Genomic DNA, 16,513 nt, shown 5'->3' with positions numbered 1-16,513 from the left:
TGCCATGTTCAAGAAACTCATCGCCGCGCTGTCGTCGCGCCGGCACGCATCCCCGGTCCGGCCCTACAAGCAGGACGAACTGAACCTGATCTACCAGCTGCTGTTCTGCGACGATCCGCAACTGGTGAAGCAGGGGACCGAACCTGCGTCGCTGTTCGGCACGGCTCCCGATCCGCGCGTGGTGCAGACGATCGGCGAGGACCCGGCCGAGGAAAGCCGCGTGCGGCTGCTTGCATGGCAATGGCTGCGCGCCGCCGGCCAGCCGGTCGCGTCGCGCGAGCTGCTCGGCGTCATCGTCGAGGTGCCGCTCGAGGGCGGGCTCGACGTATTGGCCGCCTACGCGGACGGCAACGTCCGCTATCTTCATCACACCGGCCGCGTGGCAGTGTTCGAAGGTGCGCCGGAGGAAGTGGCCGAACAGGGCAAGCTGCTGGTGCACGCGGCGATCCCGCTGGCGGCCCGCGGCACCGTGAAGAACCGGGCGGCACCGCCGGCACTGGGCAGTGTCCGGCTGTCGCTGCTGGCGGCGGACGGCCTGCACGTGCGCGACGGCACCTTCGGCGATATCGACCGCGACAAGGTGGCCTCCCCTGTGCTGCGGCAGGCGCAACGCCTGCTCGACATCGTCGTCAGGCAGGACTCCTGACTGCCGGCACCGGGGCCGTGCCCACCCGCCCCACCCACCAGAACGTGAACAGCGACAGCCCCGCCGCCAGCCAGCCGTTCAGGCCGTAACCGGAAATGTGGCCGGCGGCATCGGTGCGCAGCCACAGGCCGCCCAGCAGCGCGCCCAGGCCCGTGCCGATCTGCTGCACGGCCGCGTTCGCGCTGAGGAAGGCGCCGCGGCGCTGCGGATCGGACACGGTCGTCATCAGCGCCTGCAGCGGCACGTTGCGGCCGTTCATCGCCACCATGAAGAACGGGAACATGCACACCAGCGCCATCAACGGCAGCCTTGGCAGGTGCGTGATCACCAGGATCGGCACCACCGAGAACAGCACGAACACGCGGAACACCTTCTGCCTGCCGGCGCGGTCCGACCAGGTGCCGACATAACGCGAGCTGAAGAACGCCGCGATGCCGCCGGCCATGTAGATCCACATGATGTCGCCCGGCTGAACGCCGAGGTTACCCACCAGTACCGGCGAAATGAAGGGAATGACCAGCATGCCGTTCAGCATCGTCACGAAGGTCAGCAGGAAGGCGCGCAAATGGTCCGGCACCCGGAACAGCGCCACCAGCTCGGGCAGCGCGCGGGCCAGCGGTACCTTGCGGCCCATGTGCGCGGTCAGCGGCGGCAGCACGAACGCGGCGGCAAGCCAGATCGCCATCGAGAACACCACCAGCAGGTAGAACGGCGACTGCCAGCCGAAGCGCGCCGCCAGGCCGACGCCCAGCGGCACGCCGAGGATGGCGGCCATCGAGAACGATGTCATCACGATGCCGGTCGCGTAGCCGCGCCGCTGCGGCGCGACGAGGTCACCGATGATCGCCATGCCGATCGCGCCCAGCACGCCGCCGGTCAGCCCGGCAAACGCCCGCGACAGGACCAGCACGTGGAAATTCGGCGCCATCGCGCAGGCCAGGTTCGACAGGTTAAACAGCAGGAACACCGTCAGCAGCATGCGCTTGCGGTCGAAGCGGTCGATGTAGGTGGCGGCCAGCAGGCCGGACAGCCCGGCGCACCAGGCATACGCCGACACGGCACCGGAAAACTGGGCGGGACTGATCGAGAACGCCTGCATCAGCTGCGGCGACAGCGGCATCATCACCATGAAATCCATGATGACGGTGAACTGGGTGAGCGCCAGCAGCCACAATACGAGCCGCTCGCGCGCAGGGTTGAGGGAAGTGGTCATGAGCTCTTCTTCTTGTGATGGGCGCAAGCGGGCCGGCAGCCCGCTTGCGCCGGAACCGATGGCATTACGCCAGCTGGCGGATCTCTTCGGCGGCGCGGCGCAGGACCGCCGCGATCTGCTCGGCGCGCGCCGGCGGCGCGGCCGGGTCGCGGCCCTTTTCGATCACGATGGCTTTCAGCTCGTGCATCACCGAGCGCAGGCTGTCGCGCGTGGCGGAACCGGGCTCGGACAGCTTCGCCATCAGCGCATCGACCATCTGGCGGTTCTCGTCCAGGAACGCCTGCCCTTCCGGCGTGATCGCATGCAGCTTCTTGTTACCTTCGGTGCTGATCGACACGTGGCCCATGTCGTACAACATCGCCATCAGCGGGTAGATCGCCCCGGGACTCGGCGCATAACCGCCGCCGATCCGGCCTTCGAGCTCCTTGATGATTTCATAGCCGTGGCGCGGCTTTTCCGCGATCAGCTGCAGCACGACATAGCGCATCGCGCCCGCATCGAACATGCGCGCCGCACGGCCGCCGCCCGGTCCGCCGCCATGCGGGCCGCCGTGACCGCCGCGGTGATGATGATGTTCGTGCATGCGGGGACCATGGTGTGGAAACTTGTGGAACATGTGAAACTCCTTAAGATATATCTCAATAAGATATATCTTAAACCTTTTACGTAACGATGCAAGCAAATTTTTACGGCCGAGCCCGTGTCACTTTGGTGCCAGGCACCGATGTGACACGGGCTGATCCATGTCACTTTGGTGCCTGGCACCAAAGTGACATGAGCCCATCATTAACCATGGCTACCTGTGCGGCGCCTTCCCCCGAGCGTTTCAGGTATCGTTGGCTCATTGCCACGGCAGGCAGCGTCATTGCCGAGGAGAAATCATTCCAATCTGACAGGAGGACGTATGCGCAAGATGATTTTCATGGCGATCGCCGGCTTTATCTGGAAGAAGGTGCAGGCGCGGATGCTCAACCGCGCGCCGGTGCAGCCACCGCGCCGCCCCTACTGAGAACGGTGGGCGTAAAAGAAAACGCCGGGGCGCGCAAGCGGCCCGGCGTTTTTTTCATCCACGACGCAGGATCCGCAATCGATCCTGACCATCCGGCTCAGCTGTCGAGATGGGAAATCAGCAGCCGCGAACCGCCGCCCGCCGTGCCCTTCCCTTCCAGTACGAGCGCCTTGTTCTGCTCGTCCAGCGAGATGCCCACCGTCAGGATGTCGATCAGCAGCAGTTGCAGGATGCGCGAGATCATCGACAGGAACGTGGTGCTGTCCTCGCTGTGGTCCACCGCCAGGCACACGCTGGCCTTCTTGGCCAGCGGCGACTGGCTGGTGGTGATCGCGATGACATCGGCTCCGCAGGCGCGCGCCGTGTCCACAGCGGCCAGCAGTTCCGGCAGGCGGCCCGAATTGGAAATGGCGATGACCACGTCGCCCGGCTGCAGCAGCTCGGCCGCCAGCGACAGCAGGTGCGAGTCGCCGTACGATGCGGTGGGGATGCGGAAGCGGAAGAACTTGTGCTGCCCGTCCAGCCCCACCACGCGCGAATTGCCCATCGCGTAGAACTCCACCTTCTTGGCCTTGGCCACCAGCGCGATGGCGCGGTCCAGCGCGCGCACGTCGAGCTGGTCGCGGAATTTCAGGATCGCCGATACCGTGTTGTCGACCACCTTCGCCGACAGGTCGTGCGTGCTGTCGCTGTTGCGCACCTGGCTGTGGCGCACGGGGATCGCGCCCGTCAGGCTGCTGGCGAATTTCAGCTTGAAGTCGGCCAGCCCCGTGAAGCCCAGCGAACGGCAGAAACGGATCACGGTCGGCTGCGAGACCTCGGCCATCCGCGCGATATCGGCGATCGGCTCGTTCAGCACGAGGCGCGGCTGTTCCAGCACCAGCTGCGCCACGCGCTGCTCGGCCGGCGTCAGCTCGCGCAGCAGCGTCTGCACGCGCTCCATCAGCGTGTTCGCGCCGCTGCGGCCGCGCAGGTGTTCCGAAAGGATCGTGGCCACGCCATAGAACGCCGGGTTCGGCGTGGTGATCACGTAGGTGGGAATCTCGGCCAGGTACGACGAGAAGCGGCCCTTGGCTTCGAAGCGGGCGCGGAACGGCGAATCGCGGAACCACTCGCCCATCCGCGGCACGATGCCGCCGCCGATGAAGATGCCGCCGAACGAACCGAGCGTGACGGCCAGGTTGGCGGCCGCGCCGCCCAGCATCGCGCTGAAGCATTCGAGCACTTCGATGCACAGCGCATCCCGGTCCTTCAATGCGCCGGAGATGATCTGCTGCGACGTGAGGTCACGCACCTGCCGGCCGTTGCGCCGCGCGATGGCGCGGTAGATGATTTCCATGCCGGGGCCGGAAATGAGACGCTCGTTCGACACGTGCGACCAGGTCTGCCACGCGTATTGCAGGATCGCGTATTCGCGCTCGTCGGCCGGCGCGAAATTGTTGTGGCCCCCTTCGGAACCGAGCGTGACGAAGCCGTCGACGGTGGGAATCACGCCCGAGCAGCCCAGGCCCGTTCCCGGACCGAGCACGCCGATGACGGAGTTCGCCGCCGGGGCGCCGCCGCCCACCTGCATCAGGTCGGTGGGCTTCAGGCCGGGGATCGCCATCGCCAGCGCCGTGAAATCGTTCACCACCAGCAGCGTGTGCAAGCCCAGTTCGCGGCGCACTTCATCCGTGGAGAACTGCCAGTCGCGGTTCGTCATGCGGATGTAGTCGCCATGCACCGGGTTCGCCAGCGCCAGCGCGCCGTGATTCAGGTTGATGCCGGGATGGTCGGCGAGATAGGTGCGCAGCAGCGGAACGATGCCGGGATAGTCGTCGCATTGCAGTACCCGCACCGCCTGGTATTCGCCGGGCGCCGTCTGCAGCGCGAAGCGCGCGTGCGTCGCGCCGATGTCGGCCAGCAGCCGCGGGCCATCGGCAAACGCGGCACGCCCCAGTTTATGTTCCACTTCCACTTGTCTCATCTCGCTCTCTTTACGCTCTTTATACTTGTTGCTTCGCTCACGCGGGCGAGGTCGCAGCATACCCGAAACGGGCGCGCCGAAAAAGCGCGCCCGTCCCGGGGCAGCCGATCCTGCATGCAGCCGCTGTCACCTGGCCGATGTCATGCAGCCAGGCTTCACGCTTCGTAGCCGAACCAGCCGCCGGACGCCGGCAGCGTCACGACACCATCGGCGATCTCGCCCGGCAGCCCTGGCTGTTCGAGCTTCTGCGCGCCCCGTGCCTGCGGCAGCGTGAACGTCACGCCGTCCGCGCCCAGGTTGAACACGCACAGGACGGAACGCTCGCCGGCAAGCGTGCGCCGGAACGCCAGCACCGGTTCCGGCGCGTCGAGGAACTCGATGTCGCCGCGCGTGAGCTGCGGCATCGTGCGGCGCCATGCGATCAGCCGGCGCGCGAAGTTCAACGGCGACTGCGTATCCGCTTCCTGCACCGAAGCGGCCACCGCGATGTGCTCGGGCGCGACCGGCAGCCAAGGCTTGCCGCTCGTGAAGCCGCCCTGGTCGCCATCGGTCCAGGCGATCGGCGTGCGGCAGCCGTCGCGGCCCTTGAACTCGGGCCAGAACGTGATGCCGTACGGGTCCTGGATCAGTTCATACGGCACGTCCGCCTCCGTGAAGGCCAGCTCGTCGCCCTGGTACAGGCACGGCGTGCCCTTCAGCGACAATTGCATCGCCAGCGCCAGCTTGCCGAAAGCTGCCGGGTCCTTCCCGGCACCCCAGCGGGTGGCGACGCGCGGCACGTCGTGGTTGCCCACCGACCAGGAAGCCCAGCCATCCTTGACGCGCCGCTTGAAGTCCTCCACCTGCGTGCGGATGTGGCGCGCCGAGTGGTCTTCCGTCAGCAGGTTGAAGCTGTAGGCCATGTGCAGCTTGTCGCCGCCTGCCGTGTATTCGGCCATGAACGCCAGCGCGTCGTCCGCGCCCACTTCGCCGATCGACACGGCGCCGAACTCGTCCAGCACCCGGCGCACGCGCTGCAGGAACGGCACGTTCTCGGGGCGGCACTTGTCGTACACGTGCGCCTGCATGCCGTAGGGATTCACATCCGTGACGGTGGCCGTGTCGCGCACCGTGGCGGGCGGATTGCTGCGCAGTTCCCTGTCATGGAAGTGGAACGTCACGGCATCGAGCCGCACGCCATCCACGCCGCGCTGCAGCCAGAAGCGCAGGCTGTCCAGCATCGCCCCCTGCACCTCCGGATTGTGGAAGTTCAGGTCCGGCTGGCTGGTGAGGAAATTGTGCATGTAGTACTGCTTGCGCCGCGCATCCCATTGCCACGCCGAGCCGCCGAACACGGACAGCCAGTTGTTTGGCGGATTACCGTCCGGCAGCGGGTCGGACCACACGAACCAGTCGGCCTTCGGATTGTCGCGGCTGCTGCGGCTTTCCACGAACCACGGGTGCTGTTCAGCGCAGTGGCTCATCACCTGGTCGATCATGATCCTGACGCCGAGCGAATGCGCCCTGGCGATCAGCCGGTCGAAGTCCGCCAGCGTGCCGAACAGCGGATCGACATCGCAATAGTCGGCGATGTCGTAGCCGAAATCCTTCATCGGCGACTTGAAGAACGGGGAGATCCAGACGATATCCACGCCCAGTTTCGCGATGTAGTCGAGGCGGTCGGTGATGCCGTTCAGGTCGCCCACGCCGTCGCCGTTCGTGTCGAGGTAGCTGCGCGGGTACACCTGGTAGATGATGGCTTCCTGCCACCAGGTCGGCGACGTGGACTTGAACGTAGGCTGGCTCATGGGGGATTCCAAAAAAGGTGGTGGGTATTGTAGAGAATATACATCAACCGTATGAATAGTTCAACGGATTGCGCTTGCGACGTAGTTACACCACAACCATATAAATCAATTAGTTACGATAGAATCGCGCAATATCGCGCTTCCAAAAACGTAGTCAAACTACACGAAATCAATAGAGAACGTTCGAAATGGCCGGGTTCGGGCCATTGCCAGCCCAACCGTGTTCGGCATAGCATCGCGTCCATCCACAATTCGAGAAGGATATCCATGGCAAACGCCACCCACGAAGCGGGCTACGGTCCGCTGCCGCGCCAGATACCGTACATCATCGCCAACGAAGGGGCCGAACGCTTTTCCTTCTATGGCATGCGCAACATCCTGACGCCGTTCCTGATCAGTACCCTGCTGCTGTTCGTGCCCCTGGAAGACCGCACGGGCGAAGCCAAGCACGTGTTCCATACCTTCGTCATCGGGGTGTATTTCTTCCCGCTGCTGGGCGGCTTCCTGGCCGACCGCTTCTTCGGCAAATACAACACGATCTTCTGGCTCAGCCTCGTCTATGTGGCCGGCCACGCCTGCCTGGCCGTCTTCGAGGACAATCTCACGGGCTTTTATTTCGGCCTGTTTCTGATCGCGCTGGGCGCCGGCGGCATCAAGCCGCTGGTGGCCGCATTCGTCGGCGACCAGTTCGACCACACCAACAAGAAGCGCGCGAAAGTCGTCTACGACGCGTTCTACTGGATCATCAACTTCGGTTCGTTCTTCGCATCGCTGCTGATGCCGCTGTTCCTGAAGAACTACGGCCCGGCCGTCGCCTTCGGCATACCCGGCCTGCTGATGGCGCTGGCCACCCTCATTTTTTGGCTGGGAAACAGGAAATACGTGCACGTGCCGCCGGCGCCGCCGAGCCCCGATTCGTTCACGCGCGTGGCGCGCACCGCGCTGCTGGCGAAAAAGCCCGGCCATGGCAGGCCGGGCCTCGCGGTGGCCGCCATCGGTGCGGCCGGCGCCGTGGCGGCGCTGCTGATGTCGTTCTCGTGGGGCTTCGTGATCGCCGCCTGCACGGCGCTGGTGCTGCTGCTGGCGTTCGGCGGCATCGGCACCGCGCTGCAGCTGGAGCGGGCACGCGGCCATCATCCGGACGAAGCGGTGGAAGGCGTTCGCGCCGTGCTGCGCATCCTCATCGTGTTCGCCCTCGTCACGCCGTTCTGGTCGCTGTTCGACCAGAAGGCCTCCACCTGGATCGTGCAGGCCAACGCGATGACCAGCCCGGTATTGAGCCTGTTCGGCTGGCAGTTCCAGGTATTGCCGGCGCAGATGCAGGCGGTGAACCCGGCGCTGGTGATGCTGCTGATCCCGTTCAACAACCTGGTGATCTACCCCTTGCTGCGCAAGGCCGGCGTGGAGCCGACGGCGCTGCGGCGGATGACGGCGGGCATCGCCTTTTCCGCCGCGTCGTGGCTGGTGATCGGCTGGATCCAGGTGTCGATGGATGCGGGCACGCCGATGTCGATCCTGTGGCAGCTGCTGCCGTACGCATTGCTGACGATGGCCGAAGTGCTGGTTTCCGCTACCGGCCTGGAATTCGCCTACAGCCAGGCGCCGCCGTCGATGAAGGGTTCGATCATGAGCTTCTGGACGCTGGCCGTCACGGTCGGCAACCTGTGGGTGCTGATCGTGAACGCCAGCGTGAAGAACGACGCGGTGCTGGCCCACATCGGCGACACCGGCCTGTCGGTGATCGCGTTCCAGATGTTCTTCTTTGCCGGCTTCGCGCTGCTGACGGCGGTGCTGTTCGGCTGGTATGCCCGCAGCTACAGGATGGTCGACAACTACCGGGCCGAGCCGAACATTGCCTGATCGCCACCGATCATGACCGATATGCCATCGGTGCGATGGCGTATCGGTCGACGATAAGGAATATTTCGTTTTTTTGCTGCACACAAGCAACAAACCCGTTCATTCCCTTTGCAGAGTTCTCTATAATTGCCAGACGGCACTAACAAGATGTGCCGTCCGGTTATCGCCCCACCCTTGCGTTGCCGGATCAATACCGCCCTCCATCCTGCGGTCGTCGAACTCCGAACGGAACAACATGAACTTCAAGAATATGAAAGTCGGTACCCGGCTGGCGCTGGGCTATGCATTGGTCCTGGTCCTGCTGATGGTCATCGTCGGCACCGGCCTGCTGAAGATGCGCGGCATGCAGGAACGCATCAGCAAGATCACCGATGTCAACAACGTGCAGATCGCCCAGCTGAACACGATGCGCGACAGCGTTACTGACCGCATGATCGCCCTGCGTAACCTGGCGCTGCTGAGCGACGAAAACGCCATGCGCCCGGAAGCGGAGCGCATTCGCAAGCAGGAAAGCATCTACGCGGACAAGCTGGCCATGTTCGGCAAGACCCTGGCGCACCCGGCGACGGATCCGAGGGAAAAAGCGCTGGCGGCGAAGCTCTCGGAACACGAGAAGCTCTCCATGCCGCTGATGGCGGAAGCGGAAAAGCTGGGGCTGGCCAACAAGGCCGAGGAAGCAACCGACGCATTGATGAACAAGGTACGGCCTGCGCAACGGGCATGGCTCAGTGCGTTGGACGAGCTCATCGTCCTGGAAGGACAACTGAACACCGGGGAAGCCGAAGAGGCCAAGGCGGCGTATCACAGCGCCATCACGCTGATGCTGACTCTGGCTGCCGTGGCGCTGGCTGGCGGCATTGCCGCCGCGATCTTCATCACGCGCACGCTGCTGAAACAGCTGGGGGGCGAGCCGAACGAAGCGGCGGCGATCGCCGCCCGCATCGCCGACGGCGACCTGACAGTGGACGTGCCCGTGAAGGCCGGCGATACCGCCAGCATGATGTTCGCGATGCGCAGCATGCGCGACAAGCTGGCCGCCATCGTGACCGAAGTGCGCACCGGCACCGACACGATCGCCACCGCCGCGGCCGAAGTTTCGGCGGGCAACCAGGACCTGTCGTCGCGCACCGAGGAGCAGGCCAGCTCGCTGGAAGAAACCGCGTCGTCGATGGAAGAACTGACGTCGACCGTGCGCCAGAATGCCGACAATGCGCAGCAGGCCAGCGCGATGGCCGCCTCCGCTTCCACCGTCGCCGCCCAGGGTGGTGCCGTGGTGGCGCAGGTGGTGGACACGATGGGCGCGATCGATGCCTCCGCGAAGAAGATCGTGGACATCATCTCCGTCATCGACGGCATTGCATTCCAGACCAACATCCTGGCGTTGAACGCGGCAGTCGAAGCGGCCCGCGCCGGCGAACAGGGCCGCGGCTTCGCCGTGGTGGCCGGCGAGGTGCGCAACCTGGCGCACCGCTCCGCCACGGCCGCCAAGGAAATCAAGGCGCTGATCGACGATTCCGTGACCAAGGTCGGCACCGGCACGCAGCTGGTGAACCAGGCCGGCGCCACGATGAACGAGGTGGTCGGCAGCGTGCAGCGCGTGACGGACATCATGGGCGAAATCTCCGCCGCCAGCCGCGAGCAGAGCAGCGGCATCGACCAGGTCAACCTCGCCATCACGCAGATGGATGAAGTGACGCAGCAGAACGCCGCGCTGGTGGAGCAGGCCAGTGCCGCGTCCGAAGCGATGCAGGAGCAGGCCCGCAGGCTGGCCGAACTGGTCGGCACGTTCACGCTGGCGCAAGGCGCGGCACCGGCCGCGGCGATCGCCCGTCCTGCCGCAAGGCCCGCGGTGAAACCTGCCGTGAAGCCGGCCGTGAAGCCGGCCGCCCGCGCCGCGCTGCCGGCTGCGTCCCGGCCCGCGGCCACGCCGGCGCCGGCCCGCAAGGCGCCCGTCACCGTCGGCAGCGAGTCGGACTGGGAAGAATTCTGATCCCGCGCGACTACAGCATGGCTGTAGTCGCAACCTTCCTTTACCATACGTTCCCATCGAAACAGGGGGACGCATGGACCATCCATCCCGCAGCCGCGCGCTGCGCATCGCCGCCGCGGCGGCGCTTGCCACGGCCTGTGCCGCCGCATCGGCAACGACAGGCGCCGCGCATGCCGCGCCTTCTTCCGCCGCGCTGTGCGACGGCGACCAATTCCAGACCGTCCTTGCCCCCGCCGCCGCCGGCGCGGTCAATGTCGACGCGCGCGCCGCCTGGCTGGACCGGCGCATGCTGGCATGGCCGGGGGTCCGCGCCGATGGGCGACTGCGCCTCTACCACGCGCGCAATGCGTCGCTGGCGGCACCGGCCGGCGGCAAGGTCGTCGGTGCCGACGGCTTCCTGCCACTCGAACCGACGCCCGCCGCCATGCCGGAACGCCTGCGTTACCTCGGCAACGGCCCCGTGTTCGCGCTGCGGGATGCAGATGCGGCGGACGTGGCACAGGCCGGACGAATAGCCGCCCTGCACCGCGGCCAGCTGCTGCTGGTGAGCGAAGCGGCCGACGGCACCGTGCTCGACGCCACGCGGGTGCAGGTCGCCGGCGCGCTGGACGACCTGTACGCGGCTGCCGGTGCGGAGCCGGAACTGGGTGCGACGCCACGCGCGGCGGGCACCACGTTCAAGCTGTGGGCACCGACCGCGCAGCGGGTTTCGGTCTGCACGTACGACAAGGGCACCGGCCCGTCGCGCGCCGCCACGCCGCTGCGCTTCGATCCGGCGACCGGCATCTGGTCCGCGACGCTGCCCGGCAACCTGCACGGCAAGTACTACCGGTACGCGGTGGATGTGGCGGTGCCGGGCGCCGGCATCGTGCGCAATCTCGTCACCGATCCGTATTCGGTCAGCCTCACCACCGACTCGCGCCGCGGCTACATCGCCGATCTTGCATCGCCGCGCCTGAAACCTGCCGGCTGGGATGCCGATGCGCCGCCGGCCAGGGTGCGGGCGCAGCCCGACATGTCGATCTACGAACTGCACGTGCGCGATTTCTCGATCGGCGACATGACCGTGCGCCCGGCGCATCGCGGCAAGTACACCGCGTTTCTCGAGTCCGGGTCGGACGGCATGAAGCACCTGCGCGCGCTGTCGCAGGCGGGATTGACCGACGTGCACCTGCTGCCCGTCTACGACATCGGCAGCATTCCCGAACAGGGCTGCGTCACGCCCTGGCCGTCCGGCGCGCCGGACAGCGACGCGCAGCAAAAGCTCGTGGGCGCCAGCAAGCTGGCCGACTGCTACAACTGGGGCTACGACCCGTATCACTACAGCGCGCCGGAAGGCAGCTACAGCACCGACCCGGAGGACGGCGGGCGGCGCGTGCTCGAATTCCGGCAGATGGTGCAGGCACTGCACCGGGCCGGCCTGCGCGTGGGCATGGATGTGGTCTACAACCATACCTATACCGCCGGGCAGGACGAAAAATCGGTGCTGGACCGCGTTGTGCCCGGCTACTATCACCGCCTCGATGCCAGGGGTGTCATCGAGCGCTCGACCTGCTGCGAGAACACGGCCACCGAGCACCGCATGATGGGCAAGCTGATGATCGATTCGGCGGTGCTGTGGACGAAGGCTTACCACATCGATTCGTTCCGTTTCGACCTGATGGGCCACCAGCCGCGCGCCACGATGGAGGCGCTGCAGCGCCGCGTGAACGCGGCGGCGGGCCGGCACGTGAACCTGATCGGCGAAGGCTGGAACTTCGGCGAGGTGGCGGACGGCAAGCGCTTCGTGCAGGCGTCGCAGCTGGCGCTGAACGGCAGCGGCATCGGCACCTTCAGCGACCGTGGCCGGGATGCCGTGCGCGGCGGCGGCGCCGGCGATGCCGGCCGCGACATGTTTACGCGCCAGGGCTATGTGAACGGCCTGGTGTACGACCGCAATGAACACGCGGGCAGCGCGGCCGGCGCTGCCGACCCGGCTGCCGAGCTGCTGAAAGCGGCGGACCTGGTGAAGGTGGGCCTGGCCGGCACGCTGCGCACGTATCCGCTGCCGACGCACACCGGCGAAGTCCGCGAACTGCAGCGGATCGACTACGGCGGCCAGCCGGCCGGCTACGCCAGCGAGCCCGGCGAAGTCGTCAACTACGTGGAGAACCACGACAACCAGACGCTGTACGACCTGAACGTGCTGCGGCTGCCGGCATCGACATCGACCGCCGACCGCGCCCGCGTCCAGGTGCTGGCCGCGGCGATCAATGCATTCAGCCAGGGCGTGGCCTACTTCCATGCCGGTTTCGATATCCTCCGTTCGAAATCGCTGGACCGCAACAGCTTCGAATCCGGCGACTGGTTCAACCGGCTGGACTGGACCTATCGCGACAATCACTTCGGCACCGGCCTGCCGCCGGCGGCGGACAACGGCAAGGATTACCCGCTGTTCCAGCCGCTGCTGGCCAATCCGGCGTTCAAGCCGGCGCCGGCCGACATCGCCTTCACACGCGACGCCTTCCGCGACCTGCTGAAAATCCGCGCCGGCAGCACGCTGTTCCGGCTGCGCAGCGCGGAAGACGTGCGGCAACGGCTGCGGTTCTACAACACCGGCCCCTCCCAGGTACCGACCGTGATCGCCGGCCGGCTCGATGGCGCCGGCTACGAAGGTGCCGGATTCGGGGCAGTGCTGTACCTGCTGAACGTCGACAAGGCCGCGCAATCGATCGTCGTGCCGCAGGAAGCGGGCCGCGCCTGGCGGCTGCATCCCGTGCAGGCATCCCCCGCCGCCGCCGACAAGCGCGCCGCCGAAGCGCGCTACGACGCCACCAGCGGCCGCTTCACGATCCCGCCGCGCACCGCCGTCGTGTTCGTGGAGTAAACATCACAGCAAGGGTTGGGAATTTGCCAAAAACAGCGAACTTTAGCCAATTGCAGGCAACCTCGGGAGAGTAAGTACTTTGGCGAAATTAGTTTCCTGAAAAAGGGGACTGTCCCTGAGCCTACCCCTCAAATTTTTGTTGTAAACCATATGGGAAGCTGTTAACTTCAATCCCAAAAACGGCACATGCATGGCCGTGTTAGCCCTTTCATTCGTAGTGACCAAACTGCAAATGAAAGGCACGGACCATGCATGCACGCCAAATCATACAACGATTGTTGGGGCAGGAGTGCCCATCAATTCACGCTAAACGCCGAGCTTGCCTAGCTCAAATTGTGCAAGCTGCAGCTCGTGCCGGGCTGGGCGTTGTACGCATCGGTAAGCAGCTCAGGTCACAAACAAGTCTTCGGCATCGCATCAAGTGCTGTGACCGTTTGCTGAGCAATCCCCATCTGGCCAAAGAGCGGGTGCAGATATACCGAGCAATGAGCCAACGCCTTCTTCAATCCAGGCAATACGTGCAGGTAGCAGTAGATTGGTCAGAAATTCGCGCAGATGGCAGTGCTCAATTGCTGCGTGCAGCAGCCATCATCGAAGGACGCGCCTTTACGCTCTACGAGGAGGTCCACCCTCAGGAGAGGCTCGCGGCATCTTTGGTCCATAAGTGCTTCATGAAGACCCTGAAAACCATCCTGCCAGCGCACTGTCGCGCCATCATCATCACCGATGCAGGATTTCGTGCTACGTGGTTTAAAACGCTCAATCAGCTCGGCTTTGGCTGGGTCGGACGGATACGCAACCGTGATTTGGTGTGCCAACAGAACGGCAACGACTGGTTCGGCTGCAAAAGCTTGTACTCAAGAGCTACCGCAAAAGCGCGCGATTTGGGCTATTTTTTTCATGTCCGCTCCAACCCTGTCGACTGCCGATTAGTGCTGTACAAGTCCAAATCGAAAGGACGGCATTGCTTGACGAAATCCGGTCAACCTGCGCGCGCGCGCCACAGCAAGAAAAACAGCGCTGCCCAATGTGAGCCTTGGCTACTCGCCGTTTCGCCAGCACTGGCACAGCTTCGTGCAGACGACATCATCAAAATTTACTCTGGGCGCATGCAAATCGAGCAGACTTTCCGCGACCTGAAGAATGCCAAATGGGGAATGGCACTGCGACATAGCCAGACTACAAGCCTGCTTCGTCTGGCGGCACTTTTACTAATCGGTGCATTGCTCACTTATGCCTTATGGCTGATCGGCTTAGCGGCACGAGCGGCTGGCTATGAAGTCCACTACGGCAGCCATCCCAAGGCAGGCAGCTGCCTTTCAATCTTCTCGTTGGCAATGCACTGGGTCGACGACTATCGTCGACCCAGACTCTCCCCATCGGCCATCAAATATGCATTTATCGAACTCGTTTCGATGGTCCGCACTTGGGAATTCGAGGGGTAGGCTCAGGGACAGTCCCCGATTTCAGGAAATTTTTTTAGGGGGCAGCTTCGAGGAGCACGGTATTGAACTTGCCGCCGGTGCGCACGGCGCCGTTGGCGACGGTGTAGGTGGCGTCGGCATAGGCGTCGCGTACTTTCGTGCCGTTGGCAAAGATGCCGCCGACCTTGATCGCGACCGGCTTGCCGACCGGGACATCGAGCGCCACCACCACCTTGTCGGCGAAGGCGTTGCCGCTGTAGGTGCGCGAGAAGGTGTAAGGCGCATCGGCGAGCTTGCCATGGCGGCCGGCCCCGATGGCAACGTGGGCGCGCCGGAACTGCCCCACCTTGCTCCAGTGGGCGCGCACGTCGGCGACGCGGTAGCCATCGCGCGCGGCATTGTCGGCCAGCTCGTCCCAGTTCATCGGCGAGCGCAGTTTCGCATCGCCGACGGCCTCGGCGATGTCGAGCCGCCGCGCGGTTTCGTCGCCATAGTAGATCTGCGCGGCGCCCGGCGCCAGCAGCAGCTTGTTCGCGGACTCGAACGGTTTGACGCGCGCGGCATCGAATGCGTTGGCGTCATCGTGCGAGTCGAGGTAGTTCAGCACCGACTTGCCGCGCAGCGGGCCATGCAGCTGCGTATCGAACCTGGCGAACACGCTTTCGTAGCCGCCCTTCGCATCGGCCGGCAGGCTGAAGTTGATCAGGCTGTCGAAGCCGTTGGCATGGAAATCGGTCTTCACGCCGCCGCCCATGTCGAACTCGCGGCCATGGCCGATGGAATAGTTGTAGACCTCGGCCACGGTGAAAAACTTGCCGTCGCCCAGCACCTTGCCGGGATTGGCCTTCTTCCATTCGTCGTGTGCGGCCTCGGTCACCGTGCGCAGCTCCTTCCATACGCCCGCCTCGGTGTGCTTGACGGTATCGGCGCGGTAGCCGTCGATGCCGTACTTGCGGATCCAGTCCGCGTGCCACTTCATCAGGTAATAGCGCGGCGCGCGCGGGTAACCGGTGCGGGCGAAGAAATCATCGAGCTCCTTCACCTCGCGCTCGTAGCGCCCTTCCTTCTTCCATTTTTCGGCGAGCGCCGGCGGCAGCGCCACCGGCGTATCGCTTTCGGTGCGCACGTCCGGCAGGTTGTCCACCAGCGTGCACGAGATCGTGGTCGGCGCATCCTTGTGCGTGCAGGTGGGCGAGGTGCGCACCCAGTCCGCCGGCCACACTGGATCGGCTTGCGTCACCGGCCCGGTGTGGTTCATCACCACATCGAGCAGCACGCGGATGCCGCGCGCATGGGCGGCGTCGACGAAGTCGCGGAAGTCCTGCTCGGTGCCCAGGTTCGCGTCGAGCGCCGTGAAGTCGCGCGCCCAGTAGCCATGGAAGCCATACGATTTGCCGGTGCCTTCGTCTGTGCCGGCATGGATCTGTTCCACGGGCGGCGTCAGCCAGATCGCGTCGACGCCCAGGCTGTCGAAATAGCCCTCCTTCACCTTCGCCGTCAGCCCCTTCAGGTCGCCACCCAGGTAACCCCGCAACGGCGCGGCATCGGCCTTGCGGCCATATGCCAGGTCGTTGGCCCTGTCGCCGTTGGCGAAGCGGTCGGTAAGCAGGAAATAAACGGTCGCGTTCTCCCACATGAACGGCATTTTTTGCGGCGGCGCGGCCAGGGCGGCCGAACCGGATATCGCCAGTGATCCGGCAAACGCGATGGACAATGCAATGGATGTGGGCTTCATGCGACCTTTCCTCATGG

Annotated in this window: 10 protein-coding genes; 5 read left to right on the top strand and 5 right to left on the bottom strand. The window is 65.0% G+C overall.

Annotated features, from left to right (window positions below):
- Nucleotides 1–4 precede the first annotated feature (4 nt).
- Nucleotides 5–646: a hypothetical protein gene (locus GJV26_RS19170; RefSeq protein WP_155710322.1), complete on the top strand. Its 642-nt coding sequence runs from the start codon at nt 5–7 to the stop codon at nt 644–646.
- Here the strand turns inward: GJV26_RS19170 and GJV26_RS19165 are convergent.
- From GJV26_RS19165 to GJV26_RS19150, 4 genes are all read right to left on the bottom strand, one after another.
- Complete coding sequence (locus GJV26_RS19165) at nt 630–1,859, bottom strand: MFS transporter (RefSeq protein WP_155710319.1); 1,230 nt, start codon at nt 1,857–1,859, stop codon at nt 630–632. The two genes, GJV26_RS19170 and GJV26_RS19165, sit on opposite strands and share 17 nt — an antisense overlap.
- Before the next feature lie 64 nt (nt 1,860–1,923).
- Entirely contained in the window at nt 1,924–2,475 is a 552-nt protein-coding gene (locus GJV26_RS19160) for a PadR family transcriptional regulator (protein ID WP_229419359.1), read from the bottom strand.
- A gap of 490 nt (nt 2,476–2,965) precedes the next feature.
- Nucleotides 2,966–4,834 (bottom strand): glucokinase, encoded by a 1,869-nt coding sequence (locus GJV26_RS19155; RefSeq protein ID WP_155710317.1) that lies wholly within the window; start codon nt 4,832–4,834, stop codon nt 2,966–2,968.
- Nucleotides 4,835–4,989: 155 nt separating this feature from the next.
- The gene (locus GJV26_RS19150; RefSeq protein ID WP_155710315.1) at nt 4,990–6,621 is read right to left on the bottom strand and encodes an alpha-glucosidase family protein; all 1,632 of its coding nucleotides are present in this window, start codon (nt 6,619–6,621) and stop codon (nt 4,990–4,992) included.
- Between the two features lie 267 nt (nt 6,622–6,888).
- Between GJV26_RS19150 and GJV26_RS19145 the strand changes: the two genes are divergently transcribed.
- The 4 genes from GJV26_RS19145 (at nt 6,889) to GJV26_RS19130 (ending at nt 14,782) form a co-directional block, all read left to right on the top strand.
- The gene (locus tag GJV26_RS19145) at nt 6,889–8,481 is read left to right on the top strand and encodes a POT-type proton-dependent oligopeptide transporter (RefSeq protein WP_155710312.1); all 1,593 of its coding nucleotides are present in this window, start codon (nt 6,889–6,891) and stop codon (nt 8,479–8,481) included.
- A gap of 235 nt (nt 8,482–8,716) precedes the next feature.
- The gene (locus GJV26_RS19140) at nt 8,717–10,471 is read left to right on the top strand and encodes a methyl-accepting chemotaxis protein (protein ID WP_229419358.1); all 1,755 of its coding nucleotides are present in this window, start codon (nt 8,717–8,719) and stop codon (nt 10,469–10,471) included.
- Between the two features lie 73 nt (nt 10,472–10,544).
- Nucleotides 10,545–13,337, top strand: a complete 2,793-nt coding sequence (locus GJV26_RS19135) for an alpha-1,6-glucosidase domain-containing protein (RefSeq protein WP_155710311.1) — start codon at nt 10,545–10,547, stop codon at nt 13,335–13,337.
- 248 nt (nt 13,338–13,585) lie between these two features.
- The gene (locus tag GJV26_RS19130) at nt 13,586–14,782 is read left to right on the top strand and encodes an IS4 family transposase (protein ID WP_155710308.1); all 1,197 of its coding nucleotides are present in this window, start codon (nt 13,586–13,588) and stop codon (nt 14,780–14,782) included.
- A gap of 34 nt (nt 14,783–14,816) precedes the next feature.
- Here GJV26_RS19130 and GJV26_RS19125 read toward each other — a convergent pair whose 3' ends face one another.
- A complete protein-coding gene (locus GJV26_RS19125) occupies nt 14,817–16,496 on the bottom strand; it encodes an alpha-amylase family glycosyl hydrolase (RefSeq protein WP_155710306.1) in 1,680 nt (559 codons plus the stop codon).
- Nucleotides 16,497–16,513: the final 17 nt, after the last annotated feature.

It is taken from the genome of Pseudoduganella dura, from assembly GCF_009727155.1.
In the GTDB taxonomy this organism is placed as follows: Bacteria; Pseudomonadota; Gammaproteobacteria; order Burkholderiales; family Burkholderiaceae_D; genus Rugamonas; species Rugamonas dura.
The sequence above is the reverse complement of the archived record's forward strand: the minus strand, read 5'-3'. Positions and strand labels throughout refer to the sequence as shown.

What these genes read in the sequence shown, in the direction of transcription:
- GJV26_RS19170 (WP_155710322.1), top strand. Translation starts at nt 5, where the DNA reads ATGTTCAAGAAACTCATCGCCGCGCTGTCGTCGCGCCGGCACGCATCC.
- GJV26_RS19165 (WP_155710319.1), bottom strand. Translation starts at nt 1,859, where the DNA reads ATGACCACTTCCCTCAACCCTGCGCGCGAGCGGCTCGTATTGTGGCTG.
- GJV26_RS19160 (WP_229419359.1), bottom strand. Translation starts at nt 2,475, where the DNA reads ATGTTCCACAAGTTTCCACACCATGGTCCCCGCATGCACGAACATCAT.
- GJV26_RS19155 (WP_155710317.1), bottom strand. Translation starts at nt 4,834, where the DNA reads ATGAGACAAGTGGAAGTGGAACATAAACTGGGGCGTGCCGCGTTTGCC.
- GJV26_RS19150 (WP_155710315.1), bottom strand. Translation starts at nt 6,621, where the DNA reads ATGAGCCAGCCTACGTTCAAGTCCACGTCGCCGACCTGGTGGCAGGAA.
- GJV26_RS19145 (WP_155710312.1), top strand. Translation starts at nt 6,889, where the DNA reads ATGGCAAACGCCACCCACGAAGCGGGCTACGGTCCGCTGCCGCGCCAG.
- GJV26_RS19140 (WP_229419358.1), top strand. Translation starts at nt 8,717, where the DNA reads ATGAACTTCAAGAATATGAAAGTCGGTACCCGGCTGGCGCTGGGCTAT.
- GJV26_RS19135 (WP_155710311.1), top strand. Translation starts at nt 10,545, where the DNA reads ATGGACCATCCATCCCGCAGCCGCGCGCTGCGCATCGCCGCCGCGGCG.
- GJV26_RS19130 (WP_155710308.1), top strand. Translation starts at nt 13,586, where the DNA reads ATGCATGCACGCCAAATCATACAACGATTGTTGGGGCAGGAGTGCCCA.
- GJV26_RS19125 (WP_155710306.1), bottom strand. Translation starts at nt 16,496, where the DNA reads ATGAAGCCCACATCCATTGCATTGTCCATCGCGTTTGCCGGATCACTG.